Source organism: Pseudomonas sp. R1-18 (genome assembly GCF_051132095.1).
Lineage (GTDB): Bacteria > Pseudomonadota > Gammaproteobacteria > Pseudomonadales > Pseudomonadaceae > Aquipseudomonas.
The window spans coordinates 2,583,239-2,602,920 of the sequence record NZ_CP071658.1; the positions used below are offsets into that span (position 1 = coordinate 2,583,239).

Below are 19,682 nucleotides of genomic sequence, written 5' to 3' on the forward strand. Positions count from 1 at the left end.
AATAACCGGAAACACGAGCGAGCTTGCAGTGAGCATCATGCAATTTCAGTTTCGGGAAATACGGCCTAAAACCGCCTCGGAGGTTGTTGATCTATCCCATGCGAGCTTGCTCTTGGGGCACACTAAAGAGGAGATCACACAGCGGGTTTATCGGCGGGTCGGCGCTATCGCGAAGCCTTCGAAATGACTGCCGGCACCGTTCCGACAGGCAGCTCAGAAACCTCAAAAAACGCAAAGTCAGGGAGCACCTTCCCAAAAATCAGGGAACACCTGCCCTTTTCGCGCACAAGAAAAAACCCCGCAGACGTTAATCTGCGGGGCTTTTAGAGTGGAGGCCGAGGTCGGAATCGAACCGGCGTAGGCGGATTTGCAATCCGCAGCATAACCATTTTGCTACTCGGCCTCAAAACACACGATGCCCGACTAAACATCAACTTCGGACATCTAAAACTGGAGCGGGAAACGAGACTCGAACTCGCGACCCCGACCTTGGCAAGGTCGTGCTCTACCAACTGAGCTATTCCCGCTTCTTGGTAACGTGCGCCATTGTATACACTTGCAAACGTCCGTCAACCCTTTGATTCAAAAACTTATTTTTTTTCCGCAGTGGTTTTCAGGTGTGGCCAGGCTGCACGCAGGTACTGCAGCATCGACCATAGCGTGAGGCCGGCGGCCACCAGCAATAGCGCATAACCAAGTACCACCCAGAAGGTAACGGCGGGCGGATTGGCGAGCAGAATGACCAGTGCGAGCATCTGCGCTGCGGTCTTCCACTTGCCCATGTTCGACACGGCGACCTGAGCGCGCGCCCCGATTTCCGCCATCCATTCGCGCAGCGCGGAGATGACGATTTCGCGACCGATGATCACGGCTGCCGGCAGCGTCAGCCAGAGGCTGGCATGGACCTGAACCAGCAATACCAGGGCGACCGCCACCATCAGTTTGTCGGCCACCGGATCAAGGAACGCACCGAACGGGGTGCTCTGTTCAAGCCGGCGCGCCAGGTAACCATCAAGCCAGTCCGTTGCCGCAGCGAACGCGAATACCGTACTGGCCGCCATGTAGCTCCAGTGATAAGGCAAATAAAACAGCAGAATGAAGATCGGAATCAGTACAACACGTAGAACGGTAATCAGATTAGGGATATTCATCGGCACAACTGGCTACGAGGTGAGCGGGCATTCTACTCGCTGTGCAGGCTCGCATAAATCGACTCTGCCAGCTTTTTGCTAATTCCCGGTGCTTTTGCGATCTCATCAATGCTCGCGCGGGACAATTCCTGCAGGCCGCCAAAGTGTTTGAGCAGATCCCGGCGCCGTGTCGGCCCGACCCCCGCGACACCTTCGAGCGTCGATGTGCGCCGCGTCTTGCCTCTTCGCGCCCGGTGGCCGGTGATGGCAAAACGGTGGGCCTCGTCACGTATCTGCTGAATCAAGTGCAGCGCCGGCGAGTCGCCCGGCAGGGTGAACTCGTGCGCAGCGTCGTTGAGATAAAGCGTTTCGAAGCCGGCCTTGCGGGTCACGCCTTTCGCCACGCCCAACAAAATGAGGTCTGGAACGCCCAGCTCGTCGAGCACGTCGCGCGCCATGGACATCTGGCCCTTGCCACCATCTACCAGAAGCACGTCAGGCAGCTTGCCCTCGCCGTCCATGATTCTGCTGTAACGGCGCGTCAACGCCTGATGCATGGCCGCGTAGTCATCGCCGCCAGTAACGCCTTCGATGTTGAAGCGACGATAGTCTGACTTGATCGGGCCTTCGGGCCCGAACACCACACAGGACGCGACGGTCGCTTCGCCACTGGAGTGGCTGATGTCGTAACACTCCAGTCGCATCGGCGGTTCATCAAGATTAAGGACCTGGCCCAACGCTTCGAAACGTGACGCCACATGCTGTCGATTGGCCAGCCGCGCGGCCAGGGCCTGCTCGGCGTTGGTCACAGCCAGTTGCTGCCAGCGCGCACGCGTACCCCGCACGCGGTGGCTGATCAAGAGTTCGCGCCCGCGAAGCTCCTCGACCGCCTCCACCAGTGCCGGAAAATCTTCATTGATCACGTTGACGATCAGTTCGGTCGGCAACTCGCGATCCACACCCCCAAGGTAGTACTGGGCCAGGAACGCGGACATGACTTCCCCCACCTCTTCTTCTATACCCACCTGAGGAAAGAAGTTCTTGCTACCCAGCACTCGCCCACCACGGACGCTGATCAAATGCACGCAAGCGCCGCCCGGATTGACGAAAGCGGCGATGACATCGACGTCACCGGTGCCGCCTTCCATGCTCTGCTGGTCCTGTACCCGACGCAGCAACGCGACCTGATCGCGAAGCTCGGCAGCCCGTTCGAAGTCGAGCGCCATCGCGGCTTTCTCCATCGATGCGTTGAGCTCGTCACTCAGCGCATTGCTGCGCCCTTCAAGGAACATGACCGAGTGGCGCACGTCTTCGGCATACACCTGGGGCTCGACCAACCCGACGCAAGGCCCCTTGCAGCGCTTGATCTGATACTGCAAACAGGGGCGGTTGCGGTTCTTGTAGTAGCTGTCTTCGCATTGACGGACCTGAAAGGTCTTCTGCAGCAGACTCAGACTTTCGCGGATGGCTCCGGCGCTGGGGTAAGGGCCGAAATAGCGTCCCTTGGTCTTTTTCGCCCCACGATGAATGCTCAGGCGCGGGAAATCACCGTCGGACAGGTAGACATAAGGGTACGATTTGTCGTCCCGCAGCAGGATGTTGTAGGGCGGTCGCCACTCCTTGATCAGCGTCTGCTCCAGCAGCAGCGCTTCCGTTTCGTTGGCGGTAATGGTGGTTTCGATCTGCGCGATTCGCGCTACCAGCGCGCCGGTCTTGGGTGCATGACCGGTCTTGCGAAAGTAGCTGGCCAGACGTTTCTTGAGGTTCTTGGCCTTGCCTACATAGAGCAGGCGCCCCTCGGCGTCGAACATTCGATACACGCCGGGCCGACCGCTGCAGGTCGAAAGAAAGGCACTGGGGTCAAACGCAAGGGTCATATTCAAGCGCTGGCATCGACCATGCCGTGACGTACAGCCAGCAAAGCCAGCTCGACATCACTGCCGATCGAGAGCTTTTCGAAGATACGGTAACGGTAGGTATTCACAGTTTTGGGCGACAGGCACAGCTTGTCGGAGATCGTCTGGACTTTCTGGCAGCCCACGATCATGAGCGCAATCTGGATCTCACGCTCGGACAGTAAATCGAAGGGAGAATTGTTGACCTGTGGCTGGAAGGATTTGAGCGCAAGTTGCTGGGCAATCTGCGGACTGATGTAGCGTTGCCCGGCGAATACCAGGCGAATCGCCTGAACCATTTCCGCCAGCCCCGCCCCCTTGGTCATATAGCCAGCGGCGCCGGCCTGCAACAGACGCGTGGGAAACGGATCATCCTCACACGCCGTCACCGCGACAACCTTGATCTCGGGATGGCTGCGCAGCATTTTGCGGGTTGCCTCAAGGCCACCGATGCCAGGCATCTTGACGTCCATCAGCACGACGTCGGGTCTCAGTTCCCGAGCCTTCTTTAAAGATTCTTCGCCGGAATCGGCCTGCCCGACCACCTGCAGGCCGTCGATATCGGCCAACATGCGGGTGATGCCTGTCCGAACAAGATCATGGTCATCGACAACTAGCACCCTAATCAAGCAGACACCTCACGCAACAGTCATAACGAATCCGGTCACCATACCAAAAACCGCGATCCAGACCTAGCATCGTAGTGATCTGTCTGGCGGCTGATACGATTCGACGGAATCCGGACAACTGTCGTTCGTTCTACAACCACTCGTTGTTTGCGCGGCATCCGCGCCGCGCCCCTTATTCACTGTCGGCGGAGAGCCCCTTGCCACTGGCATAGGATGCAGACAGCTCGGCCATGGTCGTGGTCAACCGGCGGATCGCGTCCTGATCTTCGCGATTGAGCACGCGATAGCTACCCAGCACTTTTTCCTCGGCGACACTCAAGGCGTCGACTGGCGTAGGGGTATGCGTCCCGGTCAGTACATAAAGCACGTCGACGCCTTTGGCAGCGACCGCGGCGAGATAATCAGCCTTAGGGGCCCGGTCACCGCTTTCGTACTTTCCCTGGGCATTCGCCTCCACACCACCGATTTCACCAAAGGCACGCTGAGAAAGCCCAAGACGTTCCCTTTCTTTTCTTAGCCGGTAGCCTATTCCACTCATTTGAATGCATAACCCTGTTGACCCCATTCTTACGAATGGTAGAATCCAGATAAATTAAACTGATTTGAACGGTTTTGAACTATGCCCGGAATCCGTACTGCTGCACAAGCCAAGGCCTGGCTGGAACAACAGGGAAAATCCGTTCAGGAATTCGCGCGTGAAAACAGCATTGATCCGGCTACTACCTATCAGGTTCTGGCAGGTCGAAAGAAGGGACGGCGCGGTGAGGCGCACAAAGTGGCGGTTTTATTGGGCATGAAGATCGGCAGCATACCCGCATCGGGAATCGAGCATGACGTTGTCACGGAGTAACGTTCCCCGCTGATGCACAGCTGGGGGAAAAAGACGGCGCCGGCGATCAGCAGATGCAATTGCTGAAGTTGCCTTTTCGGACAACCTTTGTCAGTAGCTCGATCATCGATGATCGACTGCCTGCGAGTGTATAGGCCTGTCGAATGTTCCGCGTGGCTTTTGGCTCACTTGAGCTTACGTCCGTCCGATTTTTCATTTGAATCCGCAACAGTATCTGACGTAAGCTCGACCCCGACCTTGACGGAACCTTTCATGTCGCCCTTCTGTTCCACACCATCGCTATCGCACACGCTCGACGCTGATCGTCAGGCGCAGACTGCGGCTGCATGGATGGAACACACGGCGATCTGTCTGCCGGTCGAGTTTTATTATGGGTATTGGTTTAGCCACTGGCGCGCCTGATACCCACACGGCGCCCATTTGAACGGGACGCCAACCAGAGATTTCTCTAACCCCCGGTCGGCTCCCCGACCGGGGGTTTTGTTTTTTCAGGGCTCGAATATCGGGGCCCGGCATGTGCAACACCTACTACAACGCTCCAGCTATCCATTCGAGGACTACGCCATGACCTACGCCACTTATTACCGCAACGACATCGACTTCGCCTGGCGATTTACCAGCCTCCGTTCGGGACAGCCTGCCGCCTCCGTTCGGTCACTGCCTGGTGGCGCACTAACACCCACAGCCCATCCGGCTGATTGTCGAACATCCCAATAGGGCCTGCGCGGGAGACGCCCGCCAGCCCAGGAAGCCTGAATATGAATTCGTCCGTTGCCGTAAAACTGTCCAATTTGCCCGCTACTGCCGTCGCCTTGAACGACGATGCCCTCGCTCACCGACGCCTGCCCAGCGCGTTCGAGCTCAAGAACCGATTGCCGCTACCCAGCGCCAGGGCCGCGCAGGTCGACGACCACCGCCGTGCCGTGCGGGCCATCCTCAACGGTGATGATTCGCGTCTGTTGATCGTAGTCGGTCCTTGCTCAATTCACGATCCGCAGTCAGCACTCGAATACGCCGAACGCCTGGCCGCGCTCGCCGCACAGGTCAGCGACCAGATGCTGATCGTCATGCGTGCCTACGTCGAAAAACCTCGCACTACTGTCGGCTGGAAAGGTCTCGCTTACGACCCGCACCTGGACGGCAGCGACGATATGGAGGCCGGCCTCAGCCTGTCGCGCCACCTGATGCTGGAGATGATCGGCAAGGGCTTGCCGATCGCGACCGAGCTGTTGCAGCCAATGGCTGCCGGTTACTTCGATGACCTGCTGAGCTGGGTCGCTATCGGGGCACGCACCACGGAATCGCAGATTCATCGGGAAATGGCGAGCGGGCTGCCCATGGCCGTCGGCTTCAAGAACGGCACCGATGGCAGTGTTGATGTGGCCTGCGATGCAATACGCTCGGCCTCCCACCCGCACCGCCACTTCGGCATCGACGCACAAGGTCACCCGGCGATTATCGAAGCACGCGGCAATCCGGACACCCATATCGTGCTGCGGGGCGGGCACGGCGGTCCGAATTACGATGCGCAAAGCGTGGCTTGCGTCTCCAGCGCGCTTGAAAAGAACAAGGTCCGCGCCCGGATCATGGTCGATTGCAGCCACGCCAACAGCGGCAAGGACCCGTTGCGCCAGCCGCACGTCTTCAATGCGGTTTTAGACCAGCGCATGCAGGGTAACCGCGCGTTGATTGGCATGATGCTCGAAAGCCATCTGTTCGAAGGCTGCCAGAGTTTGAACCAGAGCCAGAATTTGAACCAGAGCCAGACGCCGGCCCAGAGCCTGCGCTACGGAGTGTCGATCACGGACGGCTGTCTGGGCTGGGACGCGACTGAGCAATTATTGCGCGCCGCGGTGGACCGGCTGCGTTACAGGTAGCCTCGACCGCACGAACTTTTAGCAGGAAATGGCGCGCTGAATCCGGTAGGCTCTTTCTTTTTTGATTGGAGACACTTTCCCATGGCTAAAGCCACTGCCCGCCACATCCTGGTTTCGAGCGAAGAGAAATGCAACGAGCTAAAGGCTCAGATCGAAGGCGGCGCTGATTTCGCCGAGATCGCCAAAGCCAATTCCAGCTGCCCTTCGAGCCGTCAGGGCGGCGACCTGGGCTCGTTCGGTCCAGGCCAGATGGTCAAGGAATTCGACACTGTCGTATTCAGCGCGCCAGTGAACGTGGTTCAGGGTCCGGTCAAGACCCAGTTCGGTTACCACTTGCTGGAAGTGACCAGCCGCCAGGACTGATCCTGAGCTGTCGGTTGCCCTGAAACGGCCCATCCCTGGATGGGCCGTTTTCGTTGGGGGCAGTTTTATCGGCGCGCCTTTTTCGACAGCACCGCGGGCGGCTGGCGGAGTCCCGCAAAGCCGGTTATAAAGCGGGACGCTGGCGATACCTTGCGATGCAGCACCTTCCCCCGTCAGGATTCGATTGATGCGCTTCATTTTTTCATCGTTGATCGCTGCAACTCTCGCCCTGCTCTCGGGCCTTCAACCACTGTCCGCCGCACCGCAACATGCCCTCACCGTTTACGGCGAGGCCCCTCGCTATCCCGCCGATTTCCAACACTTCGATTACGTGAATCCCGATGCGCCCAAAGGTGGCAGCATGCGGCGCTCGGCGCTGGAGATCGGCCAGTTCGATCACCTGATGCCATTCACTGACAAGGGCATGGGCGTCGCGCAGATCAATGGCATGCTTTATTCACCTCTGGCAGTGCGCTCACTGGATGAGCCATACACCGTCTACGGCCTGATTGCCGAGCGGATGGAACGCGGCGAAGACGGGCTGTCGCTGCGGTTCTATCTCAACCCCAAGGCGCGGTTCGCCGACGGCACGCCCATCACCGCCAACGATGTGAAGTACACTTTCGAGCTGCTCATGAGTCAGGGCAGCGTGCAATACCGCACGGAGTTCGAGGCGGTCAAGGATGTGCAGGTTGAGTCGCCGAGTCGGGTGCGCTTCGATTTCAAACATAATGAAAGCCGCACGCTGCCGCTGGACCTCGCTTCGCTGCCGGTTTTCCCGGAGCACTGGTGGAAAACCCGGGATTTTGCCGGCGGCGCGGGTTTCGAAGTGCCGCCCGGCAGCGGGCCGTACAGAATCGGCCATGTCGATCCGGGCCGTACCATCACCTTCGAACGTGACCCGGACTGGTGGGGCAAGGACCTGCCGGTCAGTCGCGGCCTGTACAATTTCGACCGTTTCAGCATCGAATATTTCGGCGACATCGATGTGGCGCGTCAGGTGCTCATAGGCGGTGCCTACGACTACAACCGCGAGTTTTCGGCGACCGGCTACTCGATTCGCTATGACGGTACGGCGTTGTCGCAGGGCAAGCTGCAGAAGGCCCACCTGGCCAAGGGCGCGGTCCAGAGCTCACAGGGTTATGTTTTCAATCTGAGCAAGCCGATATTCAAGGACCGGCGGGTGCGCCAGGCGTTGTCGCTGCTCTGGGACTTCGAGTGGACCAACCGGCAGATGATGCGCAACATGTATATCCGTCAGGACAGCTTCTTCACCAACTCTGACCTTGCCGCCACTCGACCGCCAAGCCCGGCCGAGCTGAAAATTCTCGAACCGCTTCGCGCCATGGTGCCGGAACAGGTGTTCAGTCAGGTGTTCACGTCCCCCAAAACGGACGGCACCGGCTTCATTCGCGACAAGCAGCTCCAGGCGCTGGCCTTGATGGAACAGGCCGGCTGGATACCCAAAGGCGATCATCTGGTTAACGCCCAGGGCGAGCCGTTCAGCTTCACGTTCCTCAACGCCCAGTCCGGCATCGAACGGATGCTGCTGCCTTACAAACGCAATCTGGCGCAGATCGGGATCCAGTTCGACATCCGCCGCATCGATCCCGCGCAATACCTCAATCGAGTCATGGCCCGCGACTACGACATGATCGTGACCGGCTATTCGGTGTCGACGTCGCCCGGAGCCGATCTGTACAACAACTTTGGCTCCAGAGGTGCCATGGACCCCGGATCGTCGAACTACATGGCTTTACAGGACCCCGCCGTCGACACGCTGATCGACGGGCTGGTCAAGGCCGACAACAAGCAGACCATGACGGATTACGCCCGTAGCCTGGATCGGGTGCTGCAATGGAATTACTACTGGATCCCCAATTACTACCCACCAGGCTCCTCGACCGTGTGGTGGAACCGTTTCGGTATCCCCAAGGTACAAGCGAGCAACAGCGAGGCCATCGAGACCTGGTGGGAAGTCAGCCCGGTGCCGTTGAGCAACGAGGAATTCGCGGCCAAACGGGGCGCATCCGCGCTCGTCTCGGAGATGAAATGATGCTGGGTTACATCGTCCGCCGCCTGCTGCTGATCATCCCTACCCTGTTATGCATCCTGCTGGTCAATTTCTTTATTGTTCAGGCCGCGCCCGGTGGCCCGGTCGAGCAGGCAATTGCGCGCCTGCAGGGCATCGGCGGCGCTGGCGTGGGCACATCTTCGGAGACTGCCGGAAGCGGACACTCCCGAGCATCGCGCGGGCTGGACCCCAAGCTGATCAAGGACATCGAACGCCAGTACGGTTTCGACAAACCGCTGCACGAACGGCTCTGGCTGATGCTGCGCAACTATGCGCAACTGGATTTCGGAACCAGCTTTTTCAGGGGCTCGACGGTCACCGACCTTATCCTGCAAAAGATGCCGGTGTCGCTGTCGCTGGGTCTATGGGCCACGCTGCTGACCTATGTTGTGTCCATCCCGTTGGGTATCCGGAAGGCCGTGCGACATGGCAGCCAGTTTGATATCTGGAGCAGCACCGCGATCATCATCGGTTACGCCATGCCGGCGTTTCTGTTCGCCATGCTGCTGGTGGTGGTGTTCTGCGGCGGCACTTCACTCAACTGGTTCCCGGTCCGCGGGCTGGTGTCGGACAACTTCGAACAATTGTCCACGCTGGGCAAAATCGCCGATTACTTCTGGCATCTGGTGCTGCCCGTTTCCGCTCTGGTGATCGGCGGTTTCGCCACGCTGACGCTGCTGACCAAGAACGCCTTCCTCAATGAAATCACCCGCCAGTACGTCACCACTGCCAGAGCCAAGGGCATGAGCGAACGCCGCGTGCTGTACGGGCACGTCTTTCGCAACGCGATGCTGCTGGTGGTGTCGGGAATTCCCCAGGCATTCATCAGCGTATTCTTTGCCGGTTCGCTGCTGATCGAAGTGATCTTCTCCCTCGATGGCCTGGGACGCATGAGTTATGAGGCGGCGGTTTCCCGGGATTATCCGGTGGTATTCGGTTCGCTGTTCATCTTCACGCTGTTCGGGCTGCTGATCAAACTGGTCGGCGACGTCTGCTACACACTGGTCGACCCGCGAATCGACTTCAGCGCGAGGAACGCCTGATGCGTAAATGGTCCCCGGTGGCGCAACGACGCCTGGAGCGTTTCCGCAGCAACCGCCGTGGCTGGTGGTCCTTGTGGCTGTTCTGCGCGCTGTTCGCCCTGACGCTGGGCGGCGAGCTGATCGCCAACGACAAGCCCCTGATCGTCAGCTATCAGGACTCGCTGTATTTCCCGGCATTCAAACGCTACACGGAGCGCGAATTCGGCGGCGAGCTGCCGTTCCAGCCTGACTACCGCAGCGAGTACGTGCGCCGCTTGATCGACGAGGGCGACGGCTGGATGCTGTTCGCTCCCATACCCTTCAGCGCCGACACCCCCAATTACGATCTGACCCTTCCGGCCCCAAGCCCGCCCTCGTCCAGCAACTGGCTGGGCACCGACGACCAGGCCCGGGACGTACTGGCGCGGGTGATATTCGGCGCGCGAGTGTCGATCCTGTTTGCCCTGGCCCTGACGGCCATCAGCGCGCTGATCGGTATCACTGCCGGTGCACTGCAAGGCTATTACGGAGGCTGGGTGGATCTGCTCGGTCAGCGCTTGCTGGAAGTCTGGTCCGGCCTGCCGGTGCTGTATCTGTTGATCATCCTCTCGGGCTTCATCGAGCCCGGTTTCTGGTGGCTGCTGGGCATCATGGCGCTGTTTTCCTGGCTGGCGCTGGTGGATGTGGTACGCGCGGAGTTTCTCCGTGGTCGCAATCTGGAATATGTGAAGGCCGCTCGCGCGCTTGGCCTGGGCGACCGCACGGTGATATTCAGGCACATCCTGCCCAATGCGATGAACGCCACGCTCAGCTACCTGCCGTTCATTCTGACCGGTGCCATCTCGACGCTCACCGCGCTGGATTTCCTCGGCTTCGGCATGCCGGCCGGCAGCGCCTCGCTGGGCGAACTCATTGGCCAGGGCAAGCAGAACCTGCAGGCACCCTGGCTTGGGCTGACGGCGTTCTTCGCCCTGGCGCTGATCCTGACCCTGCTGGTATTCATTGGCGAGGCGCTGCGCGATGCCTTCGACCCGAGGTCCTGACATGTCCGATAACCTGATCGAGATCCGCGACCTGAATGTCGCTTTCAGCGGCCAGCAGGTGGTCCGTAATCTGAGTCTGGATGTGCGGGCCGGAGAATGCCTGGCGCTGGTCGGGGAATCAGGCTCCGGCAAATCGGTGACCGCGCACTCGATCTTGCAACTGCTGCCAAAAGCCGGCACCCAGTGCTCAGGGAGCATCACCTACCGCGGCCACCAACTGCTCGGTGCCAGCGACCGCACCTTGCAGGAGCTGCGCGGCAACCGGATCGCCATGATCTTCCAGGAACCAATGACCTCACTCAATCCGCTGCACACGGTCGCGCGGCAGATCGGCGAAACCCTGCTGCTGCACCGGGGCATCGCCGGGCGGCAGGCCCAGGCGCGGATTCTGGAACTGCTGGAGCTGGTGGGTATCCAGCAGCCGCAGAAGCGCCTGAAGGCCTACCCGCATGAGCTTTCAGGCGGTCAGCGGCAACGGGTGATGATCGCAATGGCACTGGCCTGCGAGCCTGAGCTGCTGATTGCCGACGAGCCGACCACCGCTCTGGACGTGACCGTGCAGCGCAAGATCCTGTTGCTGCTCAAATCGCTCCAAGAGCGCTTGAACATGTCGCTGCTGCTGATCAGCCACGACTTGAATCTGGTGCACAGCGTGGCCCAGCGGGTGTGCGTGATGCGCGCCGGGGAAATCGTCGAGCAGGCCGACTGCCACCTGCTGTTCAAGTCGCCCCGACACCCCTACAGCCGCCTGCTGCTGGACGCCGAGCCTGTGGGCGAACCGCTGCCGCGCGACACGCGGGAAAAAGTGCTGGAGGTCGACAACCTGCGGGTCTGGTTTTCGCTGGCCGGCGGCCTGCTGCGCCGCCACAAGGAATACCTCAAGGCCGTGGACGACATCAGTCTGAGCATCGAGCGCGGCAAGACGCTGGGTATCGTCGGCGAGTCCGGCTCGGGCAAGTCGACACTTGGTCAGGCAATCCTGCGCCTGCTGGAATCTCGTGGCAGTATCCGTTTCCGGGGCCAGGCGCTGGACGGGCTGAACCAGAAGCAGATGCGGCCCTGGCGCAAGGAGATGCAGGTGGTTTTTCAGGACCCGTATGGAAGTCTGAGCCCCAGAATGTCGGTGGCCCAGATTATCGCCGAAGGGCTGGAAGTCCATGGCCGGCTGGATGCAGTGCAATGCGAAGTCGAGGTGATCCGCGCCCTGGAAGAAGTCGGCATCGATCCCCAGAGCCGCCATCGCTATCCTCATGAATTCTCCGGCGGGCAACGCCAGCGCATCGCTATCGCGCGGGCGCTGGTCCTCAAACCGGCGCTGATCCTGCTCGACGAGCCGACGTCGGCGCTCGACCGTACGGTCCAGAAACAGGTAGTCGCGCTGCTGCGCCAGCTTCAGGAAAAACATGGCCTGACCTACCTGTTCATCAGCCACGACCTGGCAGTGGTCAAGGCGCTGGCCCATGACGTGATCGTGGTCAAGGATGGCCAGGTCGTCGAGCGCGGCGCCAGCCACGAGGTGTTCGATGCTCCCCAGCATCCGTATACCCGGGAGCTGCTCGCGGCCGCGCATCCAGGCTTCAACTGAAAATCGAACGGGCATTCTGTGCGGCCAGACGCCGGCTCTCAACGACGGAACACCCTTATGAAAGACAGCGACACCCTCAACGACTACAAGCGCGTGCAGCGCCTGGCGATTCGTTCATTGTTCGAGATTATCGAGCAGTCAAGCGAGGGCACGGTCATTGTCGACAAAGATGCGCGCATCGTCTGGATCAATGAACGCTACGCGCGACGCTTTGGCCTGCAGGACCCTCGCCTGGCCATTGGTCAGCCCTGCGAGAGCGTCATCCCCGGCAGCCTGCTGCGCCAGGTGGCGAACGACGGCCAGCCGATCCTGCTGGACATGATGGACACCGCCAAGGACCCGCTGGTAGTCATGCGCCTGCCGATTCATGACGGCAGCGGCGAGCTGATCGGAGCCATCGGCTTTGCGCTGTTCGACGAGCTGCATACGCTGACCCCGCTGCTCAAGCGCTACCTGAGCATGCAACAGGAGCTGGCGACCACCCGCTCGCTGCTCAAGGAGCGCCAGGCCAAATACAGCTTTGCGCATTTTATCGGGATCAGTCAGGCGACCCTTGAGGTCAAGCGCCGCGCCAGACGCGGTGCCGCCGCCGAGTCACCGATCCTGCTGCTCGGCGAAACCGGCACCGGCAAGGAACTGCTTGCTCATGCCATTCACAGCGCATCGCCAAGGGCCAACGGGCCATTCGTCTGCATCAACAGCGCGGCGATCCCGGAAAGCCTGCTGGAGGCGGAGTTTTTCGGCACGGCACCGGGCGCTTTCACTGGCGCGGAGCGCAAGGGCCGACCGGGCAAGCTGAAAATCGCCCAGGGCGGCACGCTGTTTCTCGATGAAATCGGTGACATGCCGATGGCTTTGCAAAGCAAATTGCTCCGCGTCTTGCAGGAAAAGGAATACGAGCCCGTAGGCTCGAACGAAGTGCTGCACAGTGACGTGCGCCTGATCGCCGCGACCTCAACCGACCTTGAGGCGGCCATCAAGCGCGGCGAATTCCGCGCCGACCTGTATTACCGGCTTAATGTACTGCCCATCAACGTGCCGCCGTTGCGCATGCGCCTGGAAGATGTGCCCGCCCTCAGCGAAGCGATCCTCGAAGAGCTGCGCAGCCGACACGAGCTGGACCCCGGCGCCCAGGCCCTGCTCGTCCAGCACGCCTGGCCCGGCAACATCCGCGAGCTGCGCAATGTGCTGGAACGCGCCGCGCTGCTCAGCGACGATCTGCTGCTGAGCGCCAGCGACATACGCGCCGCGATCGGCACGGTGTTGCCGGTCAATACGGTGAACGTCACTCGCTGCCTTGAAGCCAGCGCTGACGAAACGTTTGCACAGGCCCGACAGCGTTTCGAACGCCAGCTGATCGAATCGACACTGCTGCGCTGTGGTGGCAGCGTGGTGCGTGCCGCCACCCAACTGGCCTTGGGCCGCTCCACGCTCTACAAAAAGATGGCCATGCTGGGCATCGTCGAGTCTCCCTGACGGGACGCTGCGTCCCGTTTCAGAGACAACGCTCCGCCCGCGGCCTGGCGGCGGTTTCGGCAGCCTTTTCGAGCTTGCGCGGGCACCCGGCTCGCGCTGCGTCTACGCTTCGAGACGTCGACCGGCGTTTTAGCTGCGGACTTCCCCGAAATTTCCTTGTATTTCAGTCAGATAGCGCGATGGCACGAATCCCGCTAGGCACAACTGCGGCTTGGCCGCGCAGTACAAAAACAATAACAACTGGAGATTCATGATGAGCGTACTCATCGCACTGGCAGCGCTTGCGCTGTTGATGCTCGCGGCCTACCGAGGCTACAGCGTTATTCTTTTCGCTCCCATCGCCGCTCTGGGTGCTGTTCTTCTGACCGACCCGGCCGCCGTGGCACCCGCCTTCACTGGCGTGTTCATGGACAAGATGGTCGGCTTCATCAAACTGTACTTTCCGGTATTCGTGCTGGGTGCCGTGTTCGGCAAGCTGATCGAGCTTTCAGGATTTTCCCGCTCGATCGTCGCAGCGGCCATCGGCATGCTGGGCACACGCCAGGCAATGCTGGTAATCGTGCTGGTCTGCGCGCTGCTGACCTACGGCGGCGTTTCGCTGTTTGTAGTGGTGTTCGCGGTCTACCCGTTTGCGGCGGAGATGTTCCGCCAGAGCAATATCCCCAAACGGCTGATTCCGGCGACCATCGCCCTGGGTGCGTTTTCGTTCACCATGGACGCACTGCCCGGCACTCCGCAGATCCAGAACATCATCCCTACCACGTTCTTCAACACCACCGCCTGGGCTGCGCCGTGGCTGGGCCTGATCGGCACCGTGTTCGTGTTCTGCGCCGGCATGCTGTACCTGCAGCGCCAGCGCAACAAGGCGCAACGCGCGGGCGAAGGCTACGGCCATGAACTGCGCAACGAACCGGAAACGGCAGAAGACATTCGCCTGCCCAACCCCTGGATCGCTTTGTCACCGCTGTTGCTGGTCGGCGTGATGAACCTGCTGTTCACCTGGTGGATCCCGCAGTGGTACGGCAAGACCCACACGCTGGCACTCCCTGGCATGGCCGCGCCGGTGCAGACCGAAGTGGCCAAGCTCACGGCGATCTGGGCGGTGGAAGCGGCGTTGCTGGTGGGCATTCTGATGGTCCTGGCGTTCGCCTTCGGCACCATCCGCAGCAAGCTTGCCGAGGGCAGCAAAAGCGCGGTGAGCGGCGCGCTGCTGGCGGCAATGAATACTGCGTCGGAGTACGGCTTCGGCGCGGTGATCGCTTCGCTGCCGGGCTTTCTGGTGTTGGCCAACGGCCTCAAGAGCATTCCCAATCCGCTGGTCAATGAGGCGATCACTGTCACCCTGCTGGCGGGGATCACCGGTTCCGCTTCCGGCGGGATGAGTATCGCCCTGGCCGCCATGTCGCAGAGTTTCATTGCCGCGGCCAATGCCGCCAACATCCCGCTGGAAGTGCTGCACCGGGTGGCCGCGATGGCGAGCGGCGGCATGGACACGCTGCCGCACAATGGCGCGGTGATCACTCTGCTGGCCGTTACCGGCCTGACGCACCGGGAGGCATACAAAGACATCTTCGGTATCACCCTGATCAAGACGCTGGCGGTGTTCGTCGTCATCGGCGTTTTCTACGCGACAGGCATCGTTTGAGGAATGAGCATGAATCTGCAAGGCAAGACCGCACTGGTCACCGGCTCCACCAGCGGCATCGGCCTGGGCATCGCCCTGGTGCTGGCAAAAGCTGGCGCGAACCTGATCCTCAACGGCTTCGGTGACGCTTCGGCGGTCATCGCACAAGTGGCTCGGTCCGGCACACGAGTCGGACATCACCCGGCCGATGTCAGCGATCCGGCCCAGATCGCCGACATGGTCGATTACGCACAGCGTGAGTTCGGTGGCGTGGACATTCTGGTCAATAACGCCGGCATCCAGCACGTCGACAATGTCGAAGACTTCCCGATCGAGCGCTGGAACTCGATCATCGCCATCAACCTGTCTTCGGTATTCCACAGCACTCGCTTGTGCCTGCCCGGCATGCGCGACAGGAACTGGGGGCGGATTATCAACATTGCCTCGGTGCATGGCCTGGTCGGCTCGACCGGCAAAGCGGCCTATGTGGCGGCCAAGCACGGAGTGATCGGCCTGACCAAAGTAGTCGGGCTGGAAACCGCGCGCACCCAGGTGACCTGCAACGCGATCTGCCCCGGCTGGGTGCTGACACCGCTGGTGCAGCAGCAGATCGACAACCGCGGCGGCGATCCGGCACAGGCCCGTCAGGACCTGCTGGCCGAGAAGCAGCCGTCCCTGGAGTTCGTCACCCCCGAGCAGTTGGGGGAACTGGTGCTGTTTCTGTGCAGCGACGCCGCGACGCAGGTGCGCGGCGCTGCCTGGAACGTCGACGGAGGCTGGCTGGCGCAGTAGCCCGGCGCTGGCGGTCGGTTCAGGCCTGACCGCCAGGCTCATCCTTTTCGTCCAACAGCCCCCAGCTGGCGGGGTTTTCGCTGGACGTCGCGACAGGCGCGGGCGGCGCGGTGGTCAGGCTGATCGCTCCGCCTTCGCCATGCAGCTTCAGACGCAGGCGCAGGTTGTTGACCGAATCGGCGTTCTTGAGCGCCTCTTCTTCGCTGATCGCGCCCTCCACCACCAGGTCGAACAATGCCGCGTCGAACGTGCGCATGCCCAGGTTGGCCGACTTTTCCATGATGCCCTTGAGCTCGGTCAGCTGATTGCGATGGATCAGATCGCGAATGGTGGGGGAACCCATCATCACTTCCACAGCGGCCCTGCGCTTGCCATCGACTGTCTTTACCAGTCGCTGGGAAACGAACGCCTTGAGGTTGTTGCCCAGGTCGTGCAGCAGTTGGTCACGCCGTTCTTCAGGAAAGAAGTTGATGATCCGGTCCAGCGCCTGGTTGGCGTTGTTGGCGTGCAGGGTCGATATTGCCAGATGGCCCGTGTCGGCGAACGCCAGCGCGTGCTCCATGGTCTCGCGATCACGAATCTCGCCGATCAGAATCACGTCCGGAGCCTGGCGCAGGGTATTTTTCAGCGCCGCATGAAAGCTGCGCGTGTCTACGCCCACTTCGCGCTGGTTGACGATGGATTTCTTGTGCCGATGGATGAACTCCACCGGGTCTTCGATGGTGATGATGTGCCCGCTGGCGTGGCGGTTGCGATAATCGATGAGCGACGCCAGCGAGGTCGACTTACCCGATCCGGTGGCACCGACGAACAGCACCAGCCCGTGCTTTTCCATGATCACGTCGAGCAGCACCGGCGGCAGGTACAGGTCCTCGAAGCGCGGAATGTCGAGCTTGATGTTGCGCGCGACAATGGACACCTCATTGCGCTGCATGAAGATATTGATGCGGAAACGGCCGATGCCAGCCAGCGACACCGCAAGATTCATCTCAAGCTCACGCTGGAACTCAAGCTTCTGCTCGTCGTCCATCAGGCCTTGGGCAATCACTGCCACTTCGCCCGGTTTGAACGTTTCGGTACCCAGCGGCTTGAGCACGCCGTTGAACTTGGCGCAGGGTGGTGCACCGGTAGAAAGATAAAGGTCCGATCCATCCTGGCTGGCCAGAATCCTCAACAACGCCGGAAAATCCATAATCGACACCGATTTCAGAATTAGTGTGAACGGCAGGCATAATGGCAGCCTTTTTCGACAGGTGATATCGCGACATGAAAGCCCAAGCCCGCCACATTCTGGTGAAGACCGCCGAAGAAGCCGAACAGCTCAAACAGCGTATCGCCAAGGGCGAGGCTTTCGACGTGCTGGCGAAAAAGTATTCCACCTGCCCTTCCGGCAAACGCGGCGGCGACCTGGGCGAAGTCCGGCCCGGCCAGATGGTCGGCGCTATCGATCAGGTGATTTTCAAGAAGCCGCTGCGCGTGGTGCATGGGCCGATCAAAAGCAAGTTCGGTTACCACCTGGTGCAGGTGTTTTACCGGGATTGACCAGCTCCCAGAATTAGCCCGTGGGAGCGGACTTGTCCGCGAAGAGACAGGTACAGTCGATACAGATGCTTTGACTGGACCGGCCTCTTCGCGGACAAGTCCGCTCCTACAGAGGCACCACGGGGTGTTACTTCGGTGCGATTGCCCCATCCACCAGCACCTGGGCTTCGGCTACCAGACGCTTGAGGTGGTCTTCGCCGATAAAGCTTTCGGCATAGATCTTGTAGATATCTTCGGTGCCCGAGGGACGCGCCGCGAACCAGCCGTTCTCGGTCATGACCTTCACGCCACCGAATGCCTGGCCGTTGCCCGGCGCGTCGCTCAGGACCTTCTGAATCGGCTCGCCTGCCAGCTCGGTCGAGGTCACTTGATCCGGCGACAGCTTGCTCAGCAGCGCTTTCTGCTGCGGATTGGCCTTGGCGTCGACGCGGGTCGAGAACGGCTCACCCAGCTCGTCAGTCAGGGCGCGGTAGATCTCGCTTGGGTCACGGCCCTTCCGCGCCGTGATTTCGGCCGCCAGCAGCGCGGGAATCAGGCCGTCCTTGTCGGTGGTCCAGACGGTCCCGTCGCGGCGCAGGAATGACGCGCCGGCGCTCTCCTCGCCACCAAAGCCCAACGAGCCATCGAACAGGCCGTCAGCGAAATACTTGAAGCCCACCGGCACTTCATACAGGCGGCGACCCAAACGGGCCGTGACCCGGTCGATCATGCCGCTGCTGACCACGGTCTTGCCGACGGCCGCATCGGCGCGCCATTCAGGACGGTTCTGGAACAGGTAGTCGATGGACACCGCCAGATAGCTGTTGGGAGTCATCAGGCCGCCAGTCGGCGTCACGATCCCGTGGCGGTCGTGGTCCGGATCGCAGGCGAAGGCGACCTGATAACGGTCCTTCAGGCCGATCAGGCTTTGCATCGCATGGCTGGAAGACGGGTCCATGCGGATCTGACCGTCCCAGTCCACGCTCATGAAGCGGAACGTGGCATCGACAAAAGGATTCACCACGTCCAGGTTCAAACCGTAGTGCTCGCCGATGGCCGCCCAGTAGCGCACGCCCGCGCCACCCAGCGGGTCGACGCCCAGACGCAGACCGGCGTCGCGAATTGCGTCCAGATCGATAACGCTTTTGAGGTCCGCGACGTAGGTGTTGACGTAATCATGGCGATGCGTGGTATCGGCACGCAGAGCTTTTTCGTGGCTGATGCGCGACACGCCTGCCAGCTTCGCGGCGAGCAGTTCGTTGGCCTTGTTCTCGATCCATTTGGTGACGTCGCTGTCAGCCGGGCCGCCATTGGGCGGGTTGTATTTGAAACCACCGCTCTGTGGCGGGTTGTGCGACGGGGTAATGACGACACCGTCGGCCAGCCCGGAAGTACGGCCACGGTTGTAGCAGATAATGGCGTGGGACACCGCCGGGGTCGGCGTGTACTCGTCGCCTTCGGAAATCATCACCTGTACGCCGTTGGCCGCCAGTACTTCCAGGGCGGTGGCCGCCGCTGGAGTGGACAGCGCATGGGTATCGGCGCCGAGGAACAGCGGGCCGTCGATCCCTTTGGTCTGGCGGTACAGGCAGATCGCCTGGCTGATCGCCAGAACGTGCCATTCGTTGAAGCTCAGCTCCAGCGACGTGCCTCGGTGGCCCGAGGTGCCGAAAGCCACACGCTGGGTCGCGACCGAAGCGTCCGGCTGGCCGGTGTAATAAGCCGTGACCAGCCGCGGGATATCGACCAGTAACTGCGCAGGTGCCAGCTTGCCGGCGAAAGGACTGAGACTCATACAACC

General features: G+C 60.9%; 17 protein-coding genes, 2 tRNA genes and 1 pseudogene. 12 read left to right on the top strand and 8 right to left on the bottom strand.

The window, feature by feature from the left end; all coding sequences use genetic code 11:
• Positions 1-22 precede the first annotated feature (22 nt).
• Positions 23-187, top strand: a pseudogene (locus J3P77_RS11975) (integrase); the annotation flags it as partial.
• A 142-nt stretch (positions 188-329) separates the two neighbouring features.
• On the opposite strand, the gene J3P77_RS11980 reads toward J3P77_RS11975, so the two are convergent.
• The 6 genes from J3P77_RS11980 to J3P77_RS12005 all read right to left on the bottom strand — a co-directional run bounded on the left by J3P77_RS11980 (position 330) and on the right by J3P77_RS12005 (position 4,192).
• Positions 330-403 (bottom strand) — tRNA-Cys (locus J3P77_RS11980).
• Positions 404-451: 48 nt separating this feature from the next.
• Positions 452-527 (bottom strand) — tRNA-Gly (locus J3P77_RS11985).
• A 63-nt stretch (positions 528-590) separates the two neighbouring features.
• Positions 591-1,151 carry a CDP-diacylglycerol--glycerol-3-phosphate 3-phosphatidyltransferase gene (pgsA, locus tag J3P77_RS11990; RefSeq protein ID WP_434676853.1) on the bottom strand — a complete coding sequence of 187 codons (561 nt, stop codon included), beginning with the start codon at positions 1,149-1,151 and terminating at the stop codon, positions 591-593.
• A gap of 32 nt (positions 1,152-1,183) precedes the next feature.
• Positions 1,184-3,007 (bottom strand): excinuclease ABC subunit UvrC, encoded by a 1,824-nt coding sequence (uvrC, locus tag J3P77_RS11995; protein WP_434676854.1) that lies wholly within the window; start codon positions 3,005-3,007, stop codon positions 1,184-1,186.
• 2 nt (positions 3,008-3,009) lie between these two features.
• Positions 3,010-3,654, bottom strand: a complete 645-nt coding sequence (gene gacA, locus J3P77_RS12000; RefSeq protein WP_434676855.1) for a response regulator transcription factor GacA — start codon at positions 3,652-3,654, stop codon at positions 3,010-3,012.
• Positions 3,655-3,826: 172 nt separating this feature from the next.
• On the bottom strand, positions 3,827-4,192 hold the full coding sequence (locus tag J3P77_RS12005) for a helix-turn-helix domain-containing protein (protein ID WP_434676856.1): 366 nt from the start codon (positions 4,190-4,192) through the stop codon (positions 3,827-3,829).
• Positions 4,193-4,273: 81 nt separating this feature from the next.
• Between J3P77_RS12005 and J3P77_RS12010 the strand changes: the two genes are divergently transcribed.
• From J3P77_RS12010 to J3P77_RS12055, 10 genes are all read left to right on the top strand, one after another.
• Positions 4,274-4,504: a DNA-binding protein gene (locus tag J3P77_RS12010; RefSeq protein WP_434676857.1), complete on the top strand. Its 231-nt coding sequence runs from the start codon at positions 4,274-4,276 to the stop codon at positions 4,502-4,504.
• A 758-nt stretch (positions 4,505-5,262) separates the two neighbouring features.
• A complete protein-coding gene (locus J3P77_RS12015; protein ID WP_434676858.1) occupies positions 5,263-6,381 on the top strand; it encodes a 3-deoxy-7-phosphoheptulonate synthase in 1,119 nt (372 codons plus the stop codon).
• 81 nt (positions 6,382-6,462) lie between these two features.
• Positions 6,463-6,744, top strand: a complete 282-nt coding sequence (locus tag J3P77_RS12020) for a peptidylprolyl isomerase (RefSeq protein ID WP_117165564.1) — start codon at positions 6,463-6,465, stop codon at positions 6,742-6,744.
• 187 nt (positions 6,745-6,931) lie between these two features.
• Entirely contained in the window at positions 6,932-8,800 is a 1,869-nt protein-coding gene (locus J3P77_RS12025; protein ID WP_434676859.1) for an extracellular solute-binding protein, read from the top strand.
• Positions 8,800-9,861 (top strand): microcin C ABC transporter permease YejB, encoded by a 1,062-nt coding sequence (locus J3P77_RS12030; protein ID WP_434681989.1) that lies wholly within the window; start codon positions 8,800-8,802, stop codon positions 9,859-9,861. The genes J3P77_RS12025 and J3P77_RS12030 overlap by 1 nt, the downstream gene beginning before the upstream one ends.
• Entirely contained in the window at positions 9,861-10,883 is a 1,023-nt protein-coding gene (locus J3P77_RS12035) for an ABC transporter permease (protein ID WP_434676860.1), read from the top strand. Before J3P77_RS12030 ends, J3P77_RS12035 begins: the two co-directional genes overlap by 1 nt.
• Before the next feature lies 1 nt (position 10,884).
• Positions 10,885-12,468: an ABC transporter ATP-binding protein gene (locus tag J3P77_RS12040; RefSeq protein ID WP_434676861.1), complete on the top strand. Its 1,584-nt coding sequence runs from the start codon at positions 10,885-10,887 to the stop codon at positions 12,466-12,468.
• A 57-nt stretch (positions 12,469-12,525) separates the two neighbouring features.
• Complete coding sequence (locus tag J3P77_RS12045; RefSeq protein WP_434676862.1) at positions 12,526-13,944, top strand: sigma-54 interaction domain-containing protein; 1,419 nt, start codon at positions 12,526-12,528, stop codon at positions 13,942-13,944.
• Between the two features lie 253 nt (positions 13,945-14,197).
• Complete coding sequence (locus tag J3P77_RS12050) at positions 14,198-15,589, top strand: GntP family permease (RefSeq protein WP_434676863.1); 1,392 nt, start codon at positions 14,198-14,200, stop codon at positions 15,587-15,589.
• A gap of 9 nt (positions 15,590-15,598) precedes the next feature.
• Positions 15,599-16,360, top strand: a complete 762-nt coding sequence (locus J3P77_RS12055; protein ID WP_434676864.1) for a 3-hydroxybutyrate dehydrogenase — start codon at positions 15,599-15,601, stop codon at positions 16,358-16,360.
• Between the two features lie 19 nt (positions 16,361-16,379).
• Here the strand turns inward: J3P77_RS12055 and J3P77_RS12060 are convergent, their stop codons facing one another.
• Positions 16,380-17,552 carry a PilT/PilU family type 4a pilus ATPase gene (locus J3P77_RS12060; protein ID WP_434676865.1) on the bottom strand — a complete coding sequence of 391 codons (1,173 nt, stop codon included), beginning with the start codon at positions 17,550-17,552 and terminating at the stop codon, positions 16,380-16,382.
• Positions 17,553-17,626: 74 nt separating this feature from the next.
• Between J3P77_RS12060 and J3P77_RS12065 the strand changes: the two genes are divergently transcribed.
• Positions 17,627-17,902: a peptidylprolyl isomerase gene (locus J3P77_RS12065; protein WP_038611202.1), complete on the top strand. Its 276-nt coding sequence runs from the start codon at positions 17,627-17,629 to the stop codon at positions 17,900-17,902.
• A gap of 127 nt (positions 17,903-18,029) precedes the next feature.
• Here the strand turns inward: J3P77_RS12065 and pgm are convergent, their stop codons facing one another.
• Positions 18,030-19,676 (bottom strand): phosphoglucomutase (alpha-D-glucose-1,6-bisphosphate-dependent), encoded by a 1,647-nt coding sequence (gene pgm / locus J3P77_RS12070; RefSeq protein ID WP_434676866.1) that lies wholly within the window; start codon positions 19,674-19,676, stop codon positions 18,030-18,032.
• Positions 19,677-19,682: the final 6 nt, after the last annotated feature.